The sequence below is a fragment of the Mesorhizobium sp. WSM4845 genome, from assembly GCF_055811455.1.
On sequence record NZ_JBVVQA010000018.1, the window covers coordinates 72628 to 87847 of the forward strand.

The window sequence follows — 15220 nt, forward strand, 5'->3', positions numbered from 1 at the left end:
CCCGTCCGCTCAAGCGGGCGCGGCTGTGCCGAGAGCTGCGGCCAGGACATCAGCGAGGCCACGGCCGGCGCTGCCGTCCTCGTCGAGGCGCGGATTGTAGATGGTGACCTCGATCCCGACCGCCTTGCCGCTCGCCAGGATGATGCGGAGCGCCGCCGACAGTTCGTCCCAAGACAGCCCGCCCGGTATGCGGAAATCGACCGCCGGCATGATCGCATCGTCGAGACAATCGGCGTCGAGATGGATGAAGAAGCCGTCGAGTTCCGCCCGCGTCAGGTGGCCAACGGCGGCCCGGGCGGCGGCTTCGACGCCCAGGCGGCGGATGGCGTGCAGATCGTAGGCCATGAACTCGGCTGGCAAAGGCTGGCTGCCGAATTCGGCCTGGTCCTCGTGGTCGCGAAATGCGAAGGCGACGACGTCCCCGGAGCGCACCAACGGGCGGCGGCCCTCCAGGTCGGTCAGCAGCGCCGGCCCGTAGCCGGTGACGAAGGCCAGCTCCATCGACGCGCCTTCGCTGTTGGGCTCCGCTTCCGGCTGGAAGAAATCGGCGTGGCCGTCGATGAAGAACAGGCCGTAGCGGCCGCGCCGGCGCAGCGCGAGCATCGGACCCAGCAGGATCGTACAGTCGCCGCCCAGCACCACCGGGAATTCGCGGGCGTGCAGCACCTCCTCCACGGCGTCGGCGAGCTTGGGTGACCACGCCGCGATCGCCTTGGCATTCAGCGTCAGGGTGGCAGGGTCGGGCTTCGGGTCTTTCGGCGGGACGGCCAGCCGCCCGGCGCGGCGCGCATGGATGCGTTCGGCGAGGCCCAGTTCCAGCAGCCGACCGGGCAAGGCTTCAACGCCGTCGGTCGCCAGACCCAGCGAGGACGGCGCTTCAAGGATGGCATAGGGGCGGGTCGGCATCAGGTGCTCCCAGGTATCGCGAGTGAGAACCGGCGCAACGCCAGCGGTTTCCGCTACTGAGCGCTGCTGCCGGTTTGACGGCCCCATAAGCGACGCTTTTGCAGCCAAAAAACTCGCCTCACAGCCGGCGTAACCCAGTACGTGGGCGAAAGCGAGGAGATTTCAAGCCGCCGCCCAACTTCCCTGTTGAAGGCAGGATCGCAAGTTTTCCGACCGGTGGGAGACCGTTTTTGAGCGCATTCAGAGAGGACGATGCGCGGCCAAAACGGGGCGCTCTTCTCAAAGGCCCTCATCCCAATACGGTGCGCGTCCTATGCATCGAGCAAGGTGGTCGACGAAGGCACGGACCTTCATCGACATGAGCCTGTTGCTGGGATAGACGGCATAAATCGTGCTGGCTGGATGCTCCCAGGCATCCAGCACGCGGCGCAGCGCGCCGGTACGCAGCGGCTCCGCCACCGCCCATGTGGGCAATAGGGCGATGCCGATGCCGTCGAGTGCGGCAACGCGCAGCATCTCCGCATTGTTGCTGCGAAAGCTGCCGCCCACGGTCACCCGCACCTCGCCAATTTTGCCGGTAAGGCGCCATTCATCGCCCCAAGGCAAAAAGGCTGGTGCAGAGGCAGTTGTGCTTGGCGAGGTCGCCCGGCTCGCGCGGCGCTTCATGCTTGGTGAGATAGGCGGGCGCAGCACAGGCGACGAGCCGGGATGGCGCGAGCTTGCGCACGACAAGCGGCGAATCCTCGAGCGCACCGATACGGATCGCCAGATCCAGCCCCTCATCGACCAGGCTCACATGCGTTGGGCTCAAGGCAATGTCGACGGAAAGGTCCGGATAGCGCCTCAGGAATTCCGGGACGGCCGGCGCCACATGCATCCAGCCGAAGCTGTCGGGCGCCGATATGCGAAGCGTGCCGCGCGGTTCGCGCTGCAACGCGCTCGCCTCTTGTTCCGCCGCTTCAGCTTCGGCGAGAATCCGGGCGCAGTGGCGGTAGTAGGCTGCGCCCGCTTCGGTCATCGTGAGCCGACGCGTGGTGCGGTTGAGGAGGCGAATGCCCAGGCGCTGTTCGAGCCGCTGGACATGGGCGCTGACTGCCGATTTGGAGAGTCCGAGCCGGTGAGCCGCAGCCGAGAAACTGCCGCTGTCCACGACGCGAGCGAACGCCGCGATGCCATTGAGCGGGTCCATCATCGGATTGTCCTGAAATCCGGACAGCATGTCCATACAATTCCGGCTAATCGACGGACGAGAACGGCCTATCTCCTGGTGAACGACCTGAACCACGAAGGAGATCGACGATGGATGCCAAAGCTACAGCGGCTGAAGCGTTCGTGCGCGAGCCGGCGGCCGGCTCGACGCTCAACGTTTTGGGCATCACCCATATCTACAAGGCCACCGGCGCCGAGACCGCCGGGTCCTTCTCGCTCTGGGAGTCCGTGGTTCCGCCGGGCGCGGGAGTGCCACCGCACATCCATGCCCGAGAGGATGAAGGCTTTTATGTGCTGAGCGGCGAACTCGTCATCGAATTCGAGGGCCAATCCGCGCCCCATCGCGTTGCGCCCGGCGGCTTCTTCTTCGGCGCACGCGGCCGGCGCCATGCCATCCGCAATGTCGGCGACAAGCCAGCTCGCGTGCTCGTCTTCTGCGCACCGAGTTGCGGCCTTGATCAGATGTTCGCGGAATTGGACGCCGCGACTGCCGCCGGCACGCCGGAGATGGCAAAGGTCGTGGCCATCACCGCCAAATACGGCGTCACCATCGAGGCGCGGGCTGATCCGCCGCACTGAGGTCGAACGATCGTCTGTCAGGCCGGAAACAGAAATGCGGCGGCGGGATCGAAATAAATCTGTCTGCTCGAGGCGATGCCCTCCTGTGCTCGCGCCATGTCGGATGTCGGCCTGACGTCGATCTCCTGGCCGGCGGCGGTGCGTGCGATGACGCGCCGCCGCTCGCCGAAGAAGGCGGTGTCGATGAATTCGACCGCAAGCCCGGCCGTGGCCGCGCCGGGTCTCAGCCGAAACGCTTCCGGCCGCACCATCAGCCGGGTCTTCTGGCCTTGGCTGAACTCCCGATCGTTCCTGACGCCGGAGACGACCGAGCCATCGGCGAGGCGGATCGTGGCGGCGCCGTCGACGGTTTCAAGATGCTCGGCCGGCAGGAAATTGGAATTTCCGATGAAGCTGGCGACGAATTCGCTCGCAGGTCTCAGATAGAGGTCCTCACCGCTGCCGATCTGCTCGATGCGCCCGTCACGAAACAGGGCGATGCGATCCGAAAGATGCAGCGCCTCGTCCTGATCGTGGGTGACGTAAAGGATCGTTACGCCGGTTTCGCGATGGATGCGCCGTATCTCGGCCTGGATTTCCTCGCGCAGCTTCTTGTCGAGCGCCGAAAGCGGCTCGTCCATCAAAAGGATCGGCGGATCGTAGGCCAGCGCCCTGGCAAGCGCCACGCGCTGCTGCTGTCCGCCGGAAAGCGCGCCAGGATATCGGCCGCCGAAACTCTCGAGCCGTACCAGCGACAGCATCTCGGCGACTTTTCGGTTCACCTCTGCGTCCGGACGGCGGCGCACGCGCAACGGAAAGGCAACGTTCTCGGCGACGGTGAGATGCTGGAACAGCGTGTAGCGCTGGAACACCATGCCGATATTGCGCTTGTGCGACGGCACCGACAGCAGCGACCTGCCTTCGAGAAGAACGTCGCCGGATGTCGGGTGCTGAAAGCCGGCGATCGCATAAAGCGTCGTCGATTTGCCAGAACCGGAAGGGCCGAGAAAGGTCAGGAACTCGCCCTTGGGTATGTCGATGGTGACATCGTGTACGGCGACGAAGCTGCCGAACGCCTTGCGCAGGTCGCGAATGGAGAGGAACGGTTCGGTCATTTCGACAATTTCCGCCGAATGAGTGCGGTTACGATCATCAGGCTCAGCGTCAGAAGAACGAGAAGGCTGGAGGCCGCAGCGATGACCGGGCTGAGATCCTGGCGCAGGCTGCCCCAGATCTTGACCGGCAAGGTCTGCAAGGTGGGGCTGGCCATGAAGATCGCGACCACCACCTCGTCCCATGAGGCGAGAAAGGCGAAGATCGCCGCCGAGAAGATCCCGATCTTGATCGCCGGCAAGGTGACCCGGAGTTTTGCCTCGAAGGGGCTCGCGCCGCAGACGATCGCCGCATCCTCGATGGATTTGTCGAAACCTTCGAGTGCCGCAGTGATCGGAATGATGGCGAAGGGCAGTGCCAGGACCGTATGGGCGATGACGAAGCCTGCCGTGGTGCCGCCGAGCCCGATCCGCAGGAAGAATGCATAGATGGCGATGGCGAAGACGACAACCGGCAGCACCATTGGCGTCAGCAGCAGGCCGCGAAGCGTATTGCGCCCGCGAAACTGTCCCCTGACCAGCGCGAAAGAAGCCAGCAGCCCGATGACGACGGCAAGAATCGCGGCCATGGTGGCAATGCGCGCGCTGGTCAGCGCCGCTTCGAGCCAGGCCGGATCGGCGAAGAGCTCCTCATACCATTTCAACGTCCAGCTTGGTGGCGGAAAAGCCAGCCACCGCGACGACCCGAACGACAAAAGCACGATGAAAACCACCGGCAGCAGCAGAAACGCGGCAACCAGGCCGGTGAAACCCAGAAGTGCTGCGCGCAGCCAGCCCAGCCGGTCGTAATCGAGCAGCATCTCAGATGCCTCCTGTCATGCGCTTGGCGCCGACGAGGCGCAGCTGCAGCGCGTAGAGCGCCATGGTCACCAAAAGTAGGATGAAAGCCGCCGCGCTTCCGAGCCCCCAGTTGAGCAAGGACTGGATCATCTGGGCAATCATTGCGGCGAGCATCATGTTGGAGGTGCCGCCGAGCAGCGTCGGTGTCACGAAATAGCCGAGCGACATGACGAAAACCATCAGGCCGCCTGCAGCGATTCCGGGAAGCGACAAGGGCAGCAGAATGCGGCGGAAGGCGTCGAAGGGGCTCGCACCGCACAGAGCGGCGGCGCGCAGCGTCATCGGATCGATGGCGCGCAGCGTTCCGACCAGTGGCAGTATCATGAAGGGCAGCATGATGTAGACCATGCCGATGGTGACGCCGGTCAGGTTGTTGATCAGCGGCAGCGGCTCGCTGATCAGGCCGATATCCATCAGCGTCCGATTGATGACGCCGGTGCGTTGGAGCAGCACCATCCAGGCATAGGTGCGGGTGAGCAGATTGGTCCACATCGACAGGATGATGATGCCGAAGACGATCGAGCCGAGGGCAGGCGGCATGATCGCCAGCATCCAGGCGACTGGAAACGCCACGATCACGGTTACGGCGGTGACGACGGTGGCGACCAGAAAGGTGTTGAAGAAGACCCGCGCATAGGTGCCGTCGCCAAACAGGATGGCGTAGTTCTGCAGGCCCGGCACGGGTTCGGTCAAGCTGCGCAACAGCAGCGCAACAACCGGCACCACGAAGAACAGGGTGATGAGGGTCAGCGCCGGCAAGGCGCCGCCGATACCGTCGGGCCTTCGGAGGATTGGCTGTCGATGAAGCAAATTGCCCGACATGGCGATGATCCCGGCAGCTCAGGCGGGACGCCTAGCGACGCCCCGCCGGTTCATGGGTGAGGTCGGCGGCTATTTGGCCTGCCAGGCGTACCAGCGCTCGGCGATCTTATCGCGGTTTTCAGCCCAGTAGTTCATGTCGAGGTTGATCTGCCCGTCGACATAGGCGTCCGGCAGCGACTTGACGACATCGGCCGGCATTTCGGCCTTGGCTGCCGTGTTGATGGGTGCGTAGCCGCTTGCTTCAGCAAACATGGCCTGGCTTTTCGGGCTTGTCGCAGCGGCCAGGAATTTCATGGCGCTCGCCTTGTTCTTCGAACCCTTGGGAATGACGAGCACGTCGGCGGCGGTCATGTTCTGGTTCCAGGATACGCCGACATCGGCGCCGTCCTGCTCGAGGGCGAAGACACGTCCGTTCCAGAGCTGCCCGAAGGCTGCCTCACCGGAGGCGATCAGCTGCTGCGACTGCGCGCCGCTGTCCCACCAGACGATTTCCGATTTGATCGTGTCGAGTTTCTTGAACGCCCGGTCGAGGTCGAGCGGATAGAGCTTGTCTGCCGGCACGCCGTCGGCCAACAGCGCAATCTCGATGACGCCCGGCGCCGACCATTTGTAGAAAGTGCGTTTGCCGGGAAATTTCGTCAGGTCGAACATGTCGGCCCAGCCCGCCGGTTCGGCCGACACCGCCCCTTTGTTCCAGGCAAGAACGAAGGAGTAGTAGAAGCTGCCGACCGCATGCTCGGTGGTGAAGCGAGGATCGAGATCGGCTTTCGGCACGACGTTGAAATCGATCGGCTCGAGCAGGCCGTCCTTGGCCGCCTTGATGGCGAAATCCATTTCGACATCGACGACATCCCAGGCGACGCTGCCGCCTTCCACCATGGCTTTCAGCTTGCCGTAGTCGGTCGGGCCGTCCTGCAGGACCTTGATGCCGGAACTGGCTTCGAACGGAGCGGCCCAGGATTTGGTCTGCGCCTCCTGGGTGGTTCCGCCCCAGCTGGTGAACACCATTTCATCGGCCCGTGCGGCGGTGGCTGCCAGGAGTCCGGCCAAAATGCCGGTCAAAATCAGTTTCATGTCGTTCTCCTCTGTTGGTTGTCTGGTTCTTGTTTTTATGAATTGCGCGATTGCCTCATCGCATGACGAACGGGTCCGGGATCGGCTCGTCGGATATCCGTATCCAGACGGATTTCGGGCGCGTGTAGTCGCGGATGGCGTCGAGCCCGCCCTCGCGGCCGAGCCCCGACTGACCGTAGCCGCCGAACGGCACGAGCGGCGAAACCGCGCGGTATGTGTTGACCCAGACGACGCCGGCATGGATGTCGCGCGCCATGCGGTGCGCCTTGGCGAGATTGGTGGTGAACACGCCCGAGGCGAGGCCGAACGGCGTGTCGTTGGCAAGCGCCAGGGCTTCGGCCTCCGTGTCGAAGGTGAGAACGCTGAGCACCGGACCGAACAATTCCTCGCGCACGCAGGGCAGCGCTGAATCCTCGGCATCGATGATGGTCGGTGCGTAGTAGAAGCCGTCCGGATGATTGTCGGGCCTTTTTCCGCCGGTGACCAGCGTCCCGCCATTGGCAAGGCTTTCGGCAACGATCGTCTCGATCCATTCCCGTTGGCGTGGCGTTGCCAATGGCCCCATTTCTGTGGCCGGATCCTGCGGATCACCAATTTTGATGGCCTCGGCCTTGTGCTTCAGCCTGTCCAGGAACTCGGCCTTTATCGAACGCTCGACAAGCAGCCGGGAGCCGGCGACGCAGCTTTGTCCAGACGCTGCGAAAATCCCGGCCACCACCGCGTTGGCCGCGCTGTCCAAGTCGGCGTCGGCGAAAACGACAACTGGACTTTTCCCGCCCAGCTCCAGCGTCGTATAGGCGAGATTTTCCGCCGTGTTGCGGACGATAGCGCGAGCGGTCGAAGGTCCGCCGGTGAAGGCGACGCGTGAAACCAGCGGATGACTTGTCAGGCGCTGGCCGCAATCGTGTCCGAACCCGGTCAGTATGTTGACGCTTCCGGCGGGAAATCCGGCCTCATGAACGAGTTCGGCGAAGGCCAGCAGCGGCGCTGGACCGTCCTCCGAGGCTTTCAGGACGACCGTGCAGCCGGCGGCCAGCGCCGGGCCGAGCTTGACGGCCGAAAGGAAGAGCTGCGAATTCCACGGCACGACGGCAGCGACGACGCCGATCGGCTCGCGTCGGATGGTGACGTCCATATCGGCCTTGTCGATCGGCACATGCGAGCCTTCATGCTTGTCGGCAAGCCCGCCATAGTAGCGATAATAGTCGCCGACATAGGCGATCTGGGCGCGGGTCTCGCGGATGATCTTGCCGGTGTCGCGCGTTTCCAGTTCGGCCAGGCGGCCGGCATTGGCGACGACCAGGTCGCCGAGGCGCACCAGCAGCTTGCCGCGCGCCGTCGCCGTCAGCGAGGCCCACGCGGCCGAGTGCAGCGTCCGGTGCGCCGCCTCGACGGCGCGGTCGACATCGGCCTCGGTTGCGGCGGGCATCGTCGCCCAGGGCGCTCCGGTTGATGGATCGATGCTTTCGAAGGTGGCTGTCGGCGTATCGAACGCCCCATCTATGAAGTTGCTGAAGGCCACAAGGGTCATTGCGGCCTCCAATGCCCGAAGGCCGGCATCACCTTGTCGACGAACAGCTGCAGCGACTTCTTCTTGCGCTCGTGCGGCAGACCGCTGTCGATCCAGATCGAGTACTGGTCATAGCCGAGCGCCTCATACGCCTTAAGCCGGGTGATCACCTCTTCGGCTTCGCCGATGATCAGGTTCTGTCGGATTTTGTCCGGCGCATATTGCGGCATGGCTGCGATCTCGTCGTCGGAGAGCGCTTCCAATATGCCTTGGCGAACCGGCTTCTTGTTCTGGAACCACGCGCCGAACTGGCAGTAGAACAGCGATAGGTCCCTCGTCAGTTGCTCCGCATCGGCGGCGTCTTCGGCAACGAATGTGTGCATCAGCAGCATGATCTCGGGGCGGGCCATGTCGGGATGCGCCGCGCACGCCGCGTTGAAGCGCTCCATCAGACTGGTTACTTCGTCGTCGCCGGAGGCGAGCGGCGTCACCTGGACGTTGCAGCCGTTGGAGACGGCGAAGTCGTGCGAGTTCGGATCGCGCGCCGCCACCCAGATCGGCGGGTGCGGCTTTTGCACCGGCTTGGGCGACGAGGTGGTCGAGGGAAACGACCAGAATTCGCCGGACATCTCGAAATCGCCTTCCCAGAGGCCCTTGATGGCCGGGATGATCTCGCGCATGCGCTGGCCCGCGCCCCAGGCGTCGAGCCCAGGGAACAGGCGTTGGTACTCGTAGCTGTAGGCGCCGCGGGCGATGCCGATGTCGAGCCGGCCGCCGGTGACGACATCGGTCATGGCTGCCTCGCCGGCGAGCTTGATCGGATGCCAGAACGGCGCGATGACGGTTCCTGTGCCGAGCCGGATGCGCTTCGTCCTGGCGCCGAGATAGGCGATGTTGATGAACGGGTTTGGCGAGATGGTGAACTCCATGCCGTGGTGTTCGCCGATCCAGGCCGTCTCGAAGCCTGCCGCCTCGGCCATCACGACCAGTTCCTCAAGCTCATCGATGAGGTCGGCATGCGGCTTTGCCGGGTCCGAGCGTTCCATATGAACGAAGAGCGAGAACTTCATATCTGTTGACCCGGACTGGAAGTGTTGATTGCTACCGGCTTGGCGAGCGGACGGACTTCACCTTCGACCTCGTTGCCGACATAGACTCCAAACGCATCCTCCCGACATTCGCGAACATAGCGGGCGAGCATCGAGCGCACGGCAGCGTCGGCGATGTTCAGTCCGGCAATCCTGTCGATGTCGACGAGCCGGACCTGGCGATCGCTGGAGTGGGGCGCGGCTACCGTGCCGCGGTAGTAGACGTGCGTTCGCGATGGGCTTGCGGCGTCGGCCCAGACCGCAAACAGGAATCCGAGATGAGCCTCGATGGCTTTCGCAGCGAGGCGTCCCCTAAGGCTTCGCGTGTCGCCGGGTGCCCCGAGCCCTCGGCCCGCCGGCAGTTCGAAAAAGCCGTCGGCGGTTTCGAGGAACAGCACGCGGCCTTCATCTTCGAGGATGGCGCCGACCTCCATGTCGGGCGGCGCGGCCGCCAGTGCTTCCTGGCTGAGGCCGGGCGAGACGTAGGCGCCACGGCAATAGCCGAGGGGCTGCGATGAATTGTGGGAGAATTCGCGAACGCGGCCGATGAGGATCGAATGGTCGCCGGCGTCGACCAATTGCTCCATGTCACAGTCGAACGTCGCCACCGATCCAGCGAGCAGCGGGCTGCCGGTCGGGCCGAAGCGCCACTCGACAGCCGAGAACTTGTCCTGCGATTTCGAAGCGAAGACGCCGGACGCGGCTCGCTGTTCCTCCGAGAGCACGTTGACGGCAAAGCATTTCGAGGTCGAAAACACCGGATGACCCAGCGCTTTCTTGGCGATGCAGACCAGCACAAGCGGCGGATCGAGCGAAACGGATGTAAACGAATTGGCGGTGAAGCCTCGAGGCTCTCCTTCCGGCCCGATCGCGGTGACGATTGTAACGCCGGTCAGGAAGGAACCGAGCGCCCGCCTGAATTCGCCCGCGTCGAAGGCTGTGTCCATTGCCGGTCGCGCCGATGTGCTTGCGCCGTCGTTGCTCTCGAGAAAATCGACAATGCGCCGTGTAACCACGTCAGGCGAGGCTACGGCCATCATATGTCGTTCGCCCTCCAGAACGACGCAGCGACCGCGCGGCGCGAGGCGTGCCATCGCCGCCGACATCGCAGGCGAGGAATTCCTGTCCTGCGAGCCGGTCATGAACAGGGCCGGCATTGCGAGACCGGAAAGACGATCGCCATGCGCCGCATCGGCATGGGCGAAAAGTCGATAGGTGCGCGCATAGCCCTCGGAGTTGACGCTTTGCAGTGCCACGCGCGTCATCCTTGCCGCCTCGGCCAGGCTGTCGGGGACCGGGTTGCCGAACCAGCGCGCGATCGTTGCGTCCGTCCCCGACGGGTTTTCCGCGCCATTCAGTTCGGCGGCGCGCTCGCGCACTGCCTGCGCAAGCTCCGCCGGGCGGCGAAAAACCGCATTGAGCGAGACGAGGCTACGAACCCGTTCGGGTGCATTGAGAGCGATTTCCTGCCCGACCAGCGCCCCCATTGAATGGCCAACGATCGAGACGGCATCCAGGCCAAGGTGATCGAGAAGCCTAATTGCCTGTCCGGCATAATCGGCAAGGCTGGCGTCCTCGGGCGGCAACGGCGACCGGCCGTGTCCCAGGATGTCGATGGCGATCACATCCCATCTGTTTTTCATCAGCTCGATCTGGGGTGCCCAGATCGCCGCGTTCATGCCGACACCGTGGATGAGAAGGACCGGCGCGCCGGATCCGGCACGGATGAAACCGGTGCCGTCAGGCGCCGTTCCGCGATGCCAGCCACGGTCCGTCAGCTCAGCCATGCAGGTCGCCGACCTCCTTGAGATCCTGGTAGCGGTCGCCGATGCGATGATGCGGTCGTCCGCCGATCGAGGCGCCAAGCGCCACCACCAACTCGTCCGGCGCCGGCGCGTCGCCGATCTGGAAGTGCACCGTCAGGTAGTGCGAACGTCGGCCTTCATCGTTCTTGTCCATGAGCGGGATCATGATCGGCGTGTTCGGCCCGCCGCGCAGGTTGGTGAAGGCAAGATAGGTCTTGGCGCCGACGGCACGCCGATAGTGGTTGCCGAAATGCAGCGTGTGGATGAGCGCCGAGGCATGCTCGATCTCGCCTGATGTGCCGCAGATTGCGGCCTTGCCGTAGCCTTCGATCGCTTCGCCGGATCCGGCAACTGCGAGGATTTCATGGGTCAGCATCTCCCCCAGAACCGGCGCATAGGCGCGGATCTCGGGCGAAAGGTCCTCGGTGAAACCGCGCCCGGCCCAGGGGTTGTCGAGCACCGCCGCCACGCCGATCAGGCGCAGCGGCCGGGGGGCCGCCTTGCCGCCTTCGATTAGCGTGTTCTCGACATGGGTGACGATCTTTCGAATGGCCGGCTTCATCGAATCCTCGGTGTCGGGTCGGCTGAGGCATCCGGAAAAGTTCCGCTTTTGCCTGGCTGTCTTATGGTATACCATACTATTGAAGACCAAATCCCTTGTCAACGGATCGTCGAATCTGTTTCTTGCGGATGCTGGGAGTATATGAATTGGCCGACGACACACTGAGGATCGAACGATCCGCCAAGACGCTGAGAACGCTGGCGCTGGAGCGCATGCGCGACGCGATCATGGGGTTTCACTTCCAGCCTGGCGAACGGTTGGTCGAGCGGCCGCTTTGCGACCAGCTCGGCGTCAGTCGCTCGGTGGTGCGCGAGGTCCTGCGGCAGTTGGAGACCGAGGGCCTCGTCCAGATGATACCTGGCCATGGACCCGCGGTGGCCAGGCCGGATCTCAGCCGCACCGACGAGATTTACGAACTGCGCGCTCTGATGGAGGGCATCGCGGCGCGCGCCTGCGCGCTGACGGCGACTGAGGGCCAGATCGCCGCGCTTGAGCGCGCGTTCGATGTGCTGCTCAAGGCGTGGGCATCAGCCAATCCGATCGAGGTGATGCGGGCGACCACAAAATTCTACGAGGTGCTTTTCGATGCCGCCGACAAGCGCATCGCCTGGGAGATCGTCCAGGGTCTGAACGTCCGCATCAACCAGCTGCGTTCCATGACCATCGCTTCGGAGAATCGCCGCGATGCCGCAATTGCCGAAATGACCGACATTATGAACGCGATCAAGTCGCGCAACGGCGATGCCGCCGAAGCCGCGGCCCGGCGGCATGTGGAGCAGGCCTGGCGAATTGCGCAACAGACCCTTCGCAACAGCTGAAGCAGAAATTTCACATTACGGTATCGCCCGTCGCCTCGCAGAGGGCAGTGCTTTCGTCACAATTTCAGGGGCAATATTGTACGGCTTGGTCGTTCTGGGCGCTGTCATGGCGCTGCGCGAACGGCGGCTGCAATGAGAAGGGATACACGATGAGCAAAGGGGCGCCGACATCGGCGGATGATTTTCTGACCGGGCTGAAGGGGCAGCGCGTGCTGGTGACGGCAGGCGCCGGCGGCATCGGCCTGGCCATTGCAGAAACGCTGTCGCGGCTCGGCGCGCGCATCGTCGTTTGCGACGTCTCCGACGAGGCGCTGGCCGCCGCTCCGGACAGGATCGCCCTGGTCGCCGCGGTCAAGGCCGATGTCTCGCGCGACGACGACGTCGACCGGCTGTTCGAGACGGTGAAGGAAAAGCTCGGCGGCCTCGACGCGCTGATCAACAATGCCGGCATCGCCGGGCCGACCGGCGGCGTCGACGAAATCGATCCGGCGGAGTGGCGGCGCTGCATCGACATCTGCCTGACCGGCCAGTTCCTCTGCGCCAGGCGTGCCGTGCCGCTGATCAAGGCGGCGGGCGGCGGCTCGATCGTCTCGATGTCGTCCGCCGCCGGCCGCCATGGCTACGCTTTCCGCACCCCCTATTCGGCGGCCAAGTTCGGCGTCATCGGTTTCACGCAAAGCCTTGCCAAGGAACTCGGGCCGCACGGCGTAAGGGTCAACGCCATCCTGCCCGGCATCATCGAGGGACCACGCATCGACAAGGTTATCGCCGACCGGGCCAGACAGCTCGGTGTGTCGAACGAGGAGATGACGGAGCGCTATCTCCACAACATCTCGCTGCGCCGCATGACCAGCCCCTATGACGTCGCCGCGATGGTCGCTTTCCTGTTGTCCGATGCGGCGATCAACATCTCCGGCCAGTCGCTCGGCGTCGACGGTAATGTCGAAACCCTTTGAGGAGCCCGACCATGATGAAAGTAGCGATTGTCGGCAGCGGGTTCATCGGGCGGGCCTGGGCGATCAGTTTTGCCCGCGCCGGCCACGATGTGCGGATGTGGGACCAGTCGCCGGCCGCGACCGAAGATGCGCACGATTACATCGCCGGCGTGCTCGGCGACCTCGCTGCGAATGATCTGCTGCGGGGGCAGGCAATCGACGTCGTGCTTGGTCGCATTGCCGTCGTTGCGGAGCTCGAAGAAGCGCTGGCCGATGCGGTCCATATCCAGGAGAACACGCCGGAAAACCTCGACGTGAAGCGCGAGGTGTTCTCGCAGATCGATGCAATGGCCGGTCCGCAAGCGGTGATCGCCAGTTCCACCTCAGCGTTGCTGCCGTCGAAATTCACCGACCATCTGCAAGGGCGGCACCGCTGCCTGGTCGTGCATCCGATCAATCCGCCCTACCTCATCCCGGCCGCGGAAGTCGTGCCGGCGCCATGGACGTCTTCCGAAACAATCGAAAGGACCCGCGCCTTCCTCGTCGATGCGGGCCACGCGCCGCTGGTGATGAAGCACGAGCTCGACGGCTTCATCATGAACCGCCTGCAGGGCGCGCTGCTGGAGGAGGCTTTTCGACTTGTCGCCGACGGCTATGCCAGCGTCGAGGATGTCGATATCGGCATTCGCGACGGGCTGGCGCTGCGCTGGTCGTTCATGGGTCCGTTCGAAACGATCGACCTTAATGCGCCGGGCGGTGTACGCGACTATATCGAGCGCTATCAATCGATCTATGCCAACATTTTTCCGCAGATGCTGCGCCGCGTCGACTGGGCCGGCGAAGTCATCGAGACGGTGGAGGCCGACCGCCGCAAGCGGCTGCCGCGGGAAGAACTCGGCGAACGGCAGGTTTGGCGCGACCGCCGGCTGATGGCGCTGGCCGCGCACAAGAAAAAATCGGATCAGGAGTTTGGAAGATGACGGAAACAAGCCGCAAGCCCGGTGCTACGCAGACCAGGGGCAAAGTTATCATCACCTGTGCGGTGACCGGGGCGATCCACACACCGACCATGTCGCCCTATCTGCCGATCACGCCGGACCAGATCGCCGCCGAGGCGATCGCGGCAGCGGAGGCAGGTGCGGCGATCCTGCACCTGCATGCCCGCGACCCCGAGACCGGCAAGCCTGACCAGACGCCGGCGGCGTTCGCCCGCTTTCTGCCGCGCATCAAGCAGGCCACCAATGCCGCCATCAACATCACCACTGGCGGCAGTCCCTACATGAAGGTCGAAGAACGCGTGCGCCCCGCCGCCGAGTTCAAGCCTGAGGTCGCCTCGCTCAACATGGGCTCGATCAATTTCGGGCTCTATCACCTCGTCGACAAATACGACACTTTCAAGTTCGACTGGGAAAAGCCGCATCTGGAAGCGACGCGCGACCTTGTCTTCCGCAACTCGTTCAAAGACATCGAATACATTCTTGCGACCTGCTACGACAACGGCACGCGCTTCGAGTTCGAGTGCTACGACATTGCCCATCTCTACAATCTCTCGCACTTCGCCGATCGCGGGCTGGTCAAGCCGCCGTTCTTCGTGCAGTCGGTGTTCGGTCTGCTTGGCGGCATAGGCACGCACCCCGAAGACGTCGCCCATATGAAGCGCACCGCCGACCGGCTGTTCGGCGACCAGTTCCGCTGGTCGGTGCTTGGTGCCGGCGCCAGCCAATTGCGGATCGCGGCCCAATCGGCAGCGCTTGGCGGCAACATCCGCGTCGGGCTCGAAGACAGTCTGTGGGCCGGCAAGGGCAAGCTTGCCAAATCGAACGCCGAGCAGGTGGTGCTTGCCCGCAAGATCATCGAGGGGCTTGGCATGGAGGTGGCGACGCCCGACGAGGCGCGCGAGATCCTGTCACTGAAGGGCGGCGACAAGGTCGCGTTCTGAGGCGGCTCGCCTATCGCCGCACGGTGCCAACAGAGGAGGACG

General features: G+C 64.0%; 16 protein-coding genes. 5 read left to right on the top strand and 11 right to left on the bottom strand.

The annotated features are described in order from the left end of the window. Positions 1 to 9: 9 nt before the first annotated feature. From AC0L2C_RS20555 to AC0L2C_RS20565, 3 genes are all read right to left on the bottom strand, one after another. Positions 10 to 906: an arginase family protein gene (locus tag AC0L2C_RS20555; RefSeq protein ID WP_128171847.1), complete on the bottom strand. Its 897-nt coding sequence runs from the start codon at positions 904 to 906 to the stop codon at positions 10 to 12. 279 nt (positions 907 to 1185) lie between these two features. Beyond that, complete coding sequence (locus tag AC0L2C_RS20560) at positions 1186 to 1461, bottom strand: LysR substrate-binding domain-containing protein (protein WP_287171682.1); 276 nt, start codon at positions 1459 to 1461, stop codon at positions 1186 to 1188. A 34-nt stretch (positions 1462 to 1495) separates the two neighbouring features. Beyond that, the gene (locus AC0L2C_RS20565) at positions 1496 to 2125 is read right to left on the bottom strand and encodes a LysR family transcriptional regulator (RefSeq protein WP_473524273.1); all 630 of its coding nucleotides are present in this window, start codon (positions 2123 to 2125) and stop codon (positions 1496 to 1498) included. Positions 2126 to 2205: 80 nt separating this feature from the next. On the opposite strand from AC0L2C_RS20565, the gene AC0L2C_RS20570 reads away from it, so the two are divergent. Next, entirely contained in the window at positions 2206 to 2694 is a 489-nt protein-coding gene (locus tag AC0L2C_RS20570) for a cupin domain-containing protein (RefSeq protein WP_473524274.1), read from the top strand. 17 nt (positions 2695 to 2711) lie between these two features. On the opposite strand, the gene AC0L2C_RS20575 is transcribed toward AC0L2C_RS20570, so the two are convergent. From AC0L2C_RS20575 to AC0L2C_RS20610, 8 genes are all read right to left on the bottom strand, one after another. Further along, positions 2712 to 3788, bottom strand: coding sequence for an ABC transporter ATP-binding protein (locus AC0L2C_RS20575; protein ID WP_023800441.1), 1077 nt, complete (start codon positions 3786 to 3788; stop codon positions 2712 to 2714). Continuing rightward, the gene (locus tag AC0L2C_RS20580; protein ID WP_091597346.1) at positions 3785 to 4585 is read right to left on the bottom strand and encodes an ABC transporter permease; all 801 of its coding nucleotides are present in this window, start codon (positions 4583 to 4585) and stop codon (positions 3785 to 3787) included. Before AC0L2C_RS20580 ends, AC0L2C_RS20575 begins: the two co-directional genes overlap by 4 nt. Position 4586: 1 nt before the next feature. Continuing rightward, the gene (locus AC0L2C_RS20585; RefSeq protein WP_473524275.1) at positions 4587 to 5447 is read right to left on the bottom strand and encodes an ABC transporter permease; all 861 of its coding nucleotides are present in this window, start codon (positions 5445 to 5447) and stop codon (positions 4587 to 4589) included. Between the two features lie 69 nt (positions 5448 to 5516). Continuing rightward, positions 5517 to 6521, bottom strand: coding sequence for an ABC transporter substrate-binding protein (locus AC0L2C_RS20590; protein ID WP_128245435.1), 1005 nt, complete (start codon positions 6519 to 6521; stop codon positions 5517 to 5519). A 55-nt stretch (positions 6522 to 6576) separates the two neighbouring features. Beyond that, positions 6577 to 8052 carry an aldehyde dehydrogenase gene (locus AC0L2C_RS20595; protein ID WP_473524276.1) on the bottom strand — a complete coding sequence of 492 codons (1476 nt, stop codon included), beginning with the start codon at positions 8050 to 8052 and terminating at the stop codon, positions 6577 to 6579. After that, positions 8049 to 9101 (bottom strand): LLM class flavin-dependent oxidoreductase, encoded by a 1053-nt coding sequence (locus AC0L2C_RS20600; RefSeq protein WP_473524277.1) that lies wholly within the window; start codon positions 9099 to 9101, stop codon positions 8049 to 8051. The genes AC0L2C_RS20595 and AC0L2C_RS20600 overlap by 4 nt, the downstream gene beginning before the upstream one ends. Then, positions 9098 to 10906 (bottom strand): alpha/beta fold hydrolase, encoded by a 1809-nt coding sequence (locus AC0L2C_RS20605; protein ID WP_473524278.1) that lies wholly within the window; start codon positions 10904 to 10906, stop codon positions 9098 to 9100. The genes AC0L2C_RS20600 and AC0L2C_RS20605 overlap by 4 nt, the downstream gene beginning before the upstream one ends. Further along, positions 10899 to 11486 (bottom strand): amino acid synthesis family protein, encoded by a 588-nt coding sequence (locus tag AC0L2C_RS20610; protein WP_023800447.1) that lies wholly within the window; start codon positions 11484 to 11486, stop codon positions 10899 to 10901. Before AC0L2C_RS20610 ends, AC0L2C_RS20605 begins: the two co-directional genes overlap by 8 nt. 146 nt (positions 11487 to 11632) lie before the next feature. Here AC0L2C_RS20610 and AC0L2C_RS20615 point away from each other — a divergent pair, with 146 nt between their 5' ends. From AC0L2C_RS20615 to kce, 4 genes are all read left to right on the top strand, one after another. Next, positions 11633 to 12304 (top strand): GntR family transcriptional regulator, encoded by a 672-nt coding sequence (locus tag AC0L2C_RS20615; RefSeq protein WP_091597522.1) that lies wholly within the window; start codon positions 11633 to 11635, stop codon positions 12302 to 12304. A gap of 149 nt (positions 12305 to 12453) precedes the next feature. Beyond that, positions 12454 to 13260 (top strand): SDR family oxidoreductase, encoded by an 807-nt coding sequence (locus AC0L2C_RS20620; protein ID WP_473524279.1) that lies wholly within the window; start codon positions 12454 to 12456, stop codon positions 13258 to 13260. A gap of 11 nt (positions 13261 to 13271) precedes the next feature. Further along, on the top strand, positions 13272 to 14219 hold the full coding sequence (locus AC0L2C_RS20625; RefSeq protein WP_473524280.1) for a 3-hydroxyacyl-CoA dehydrogenase: 948 nt from the start codon (positions 13272 to 13274) through the stop codon (positions 14217 to 14219). Then, positions 14216 to 15178 (top strand): 3,5-dioxohexanoate:acetyl-CoA acetone transferase, encoded by a 963-nt coding sequence (kce, locus tag AC0L2C_RS20630; RefSeq protein ID WP_473524281.1) that lies wholly within the window; start codon positions 14216 to 14218, stop codon positions 15176 to 15178. Before AC0L2C_RS20625 ends, kce begins: the two co-directional genes overlap by 4 nt. The last annotated feature ends 42 nt before the right edge of the window (positions 15179 to 15220 follow it).

Coding starts and splice junctions, on each gene's coding strand:
- AC0L2C_RS20570 (WP_473524274.1), top strand. CDS start 2,206: ATGGATGCCAAAGCTACAGCGGCTGAAGCGTTCGTGCGCGAGCCGGCG.
- AC0L2C_RS20590 (WP_128245435.1), bottom strand. CDS start 6,521: ATGAAACTGATTTTGACCGGCATTTTGGCCGGACTCCTGGCAGCCACC.
- AC0L2C_RS20610 (WP_023800447.1), bottom strand. CDS start 11,486: ATGAAGCCGGCCATTCGAAAGATCGTCACCCATGTCGAGAACACGCTA.
- AC0L2C_RS20605 (WP_473524278.1), bottom strand. CDS start 10,906: ATGGCTGAGCTGACGGACCGTGGCTGGCATCGCGGAACGGCGCCTGAC.
- AC0L2C_RS20565 (WP_473524273.1), bottom strand. CDS start 2,125: ATGCTGTCCGGATTTCAGGACAATCCGATGATGGACCCGCTCAATGGC.
- AC0L2C_RS20625 (WP_473524280.1), top strand. CDS start 13,272: ATGATGAAAGTAGCGATTGTCGGCAGCGGGTTCATCGGGCGGGCCTGG.
- AC0L2C_RS20600 (WP_473524277.1), bottom strand. CDS start 9,101: ATGAAGTTCTCGCTCTTCGTTCATATGGAACGCTCGGACCCGGCAAAG.
- AC0L2C_RS20595 (WP_473524276.1), bottom strand. CDS start 8,052: ATGACCCTTGTGGCCTTCAGCAACTTCATAGATGGGGCGTTCGATACG.
- AC0L2C_RS20575 (WP_023800441.1), bottom strand. CDS start 3,788: ATGACCGAACCGTTCCTCTCCATTCGCGACCTGCGCAAGGCGTTCGGC.
- AC0L2C_RS20580 (WP_091597346.1), bottom strand. CDS start 4,585: ATGCTGCTCGATTACGACCGGCTGGGCTGGCTGCGCGCAGCACTTCTG.
- AC0L2C_RS20620 (WP_473524279.1), top strand. CDS start 12,454: ATGAGCAAAGGGGCGCCGACATCGGCGGATGATTTTCTGACCGGGCTG.
- AC0L2C_RS20585 (WP_473524275.1), bottom strand. CDS start 5,447: ATGTCGGGCAATTTGCTTCATCGACAGCCAATCCTCCGAAGGCCCGAC.
- AC0L2C_RS20555 (WP_128171847.1), bottom strand. CDS start 906: ATGCCGACCCGCCCCTATGCCATCCTTGAAGCGCCGTCCTCGCTGGGT.
- kce (WP_473524281.1), top strand. CDS start 14,216: ATGACGGAAACAAGCCGCAAGCCCGGTGCTACGCAGACCAGGGGCAAA.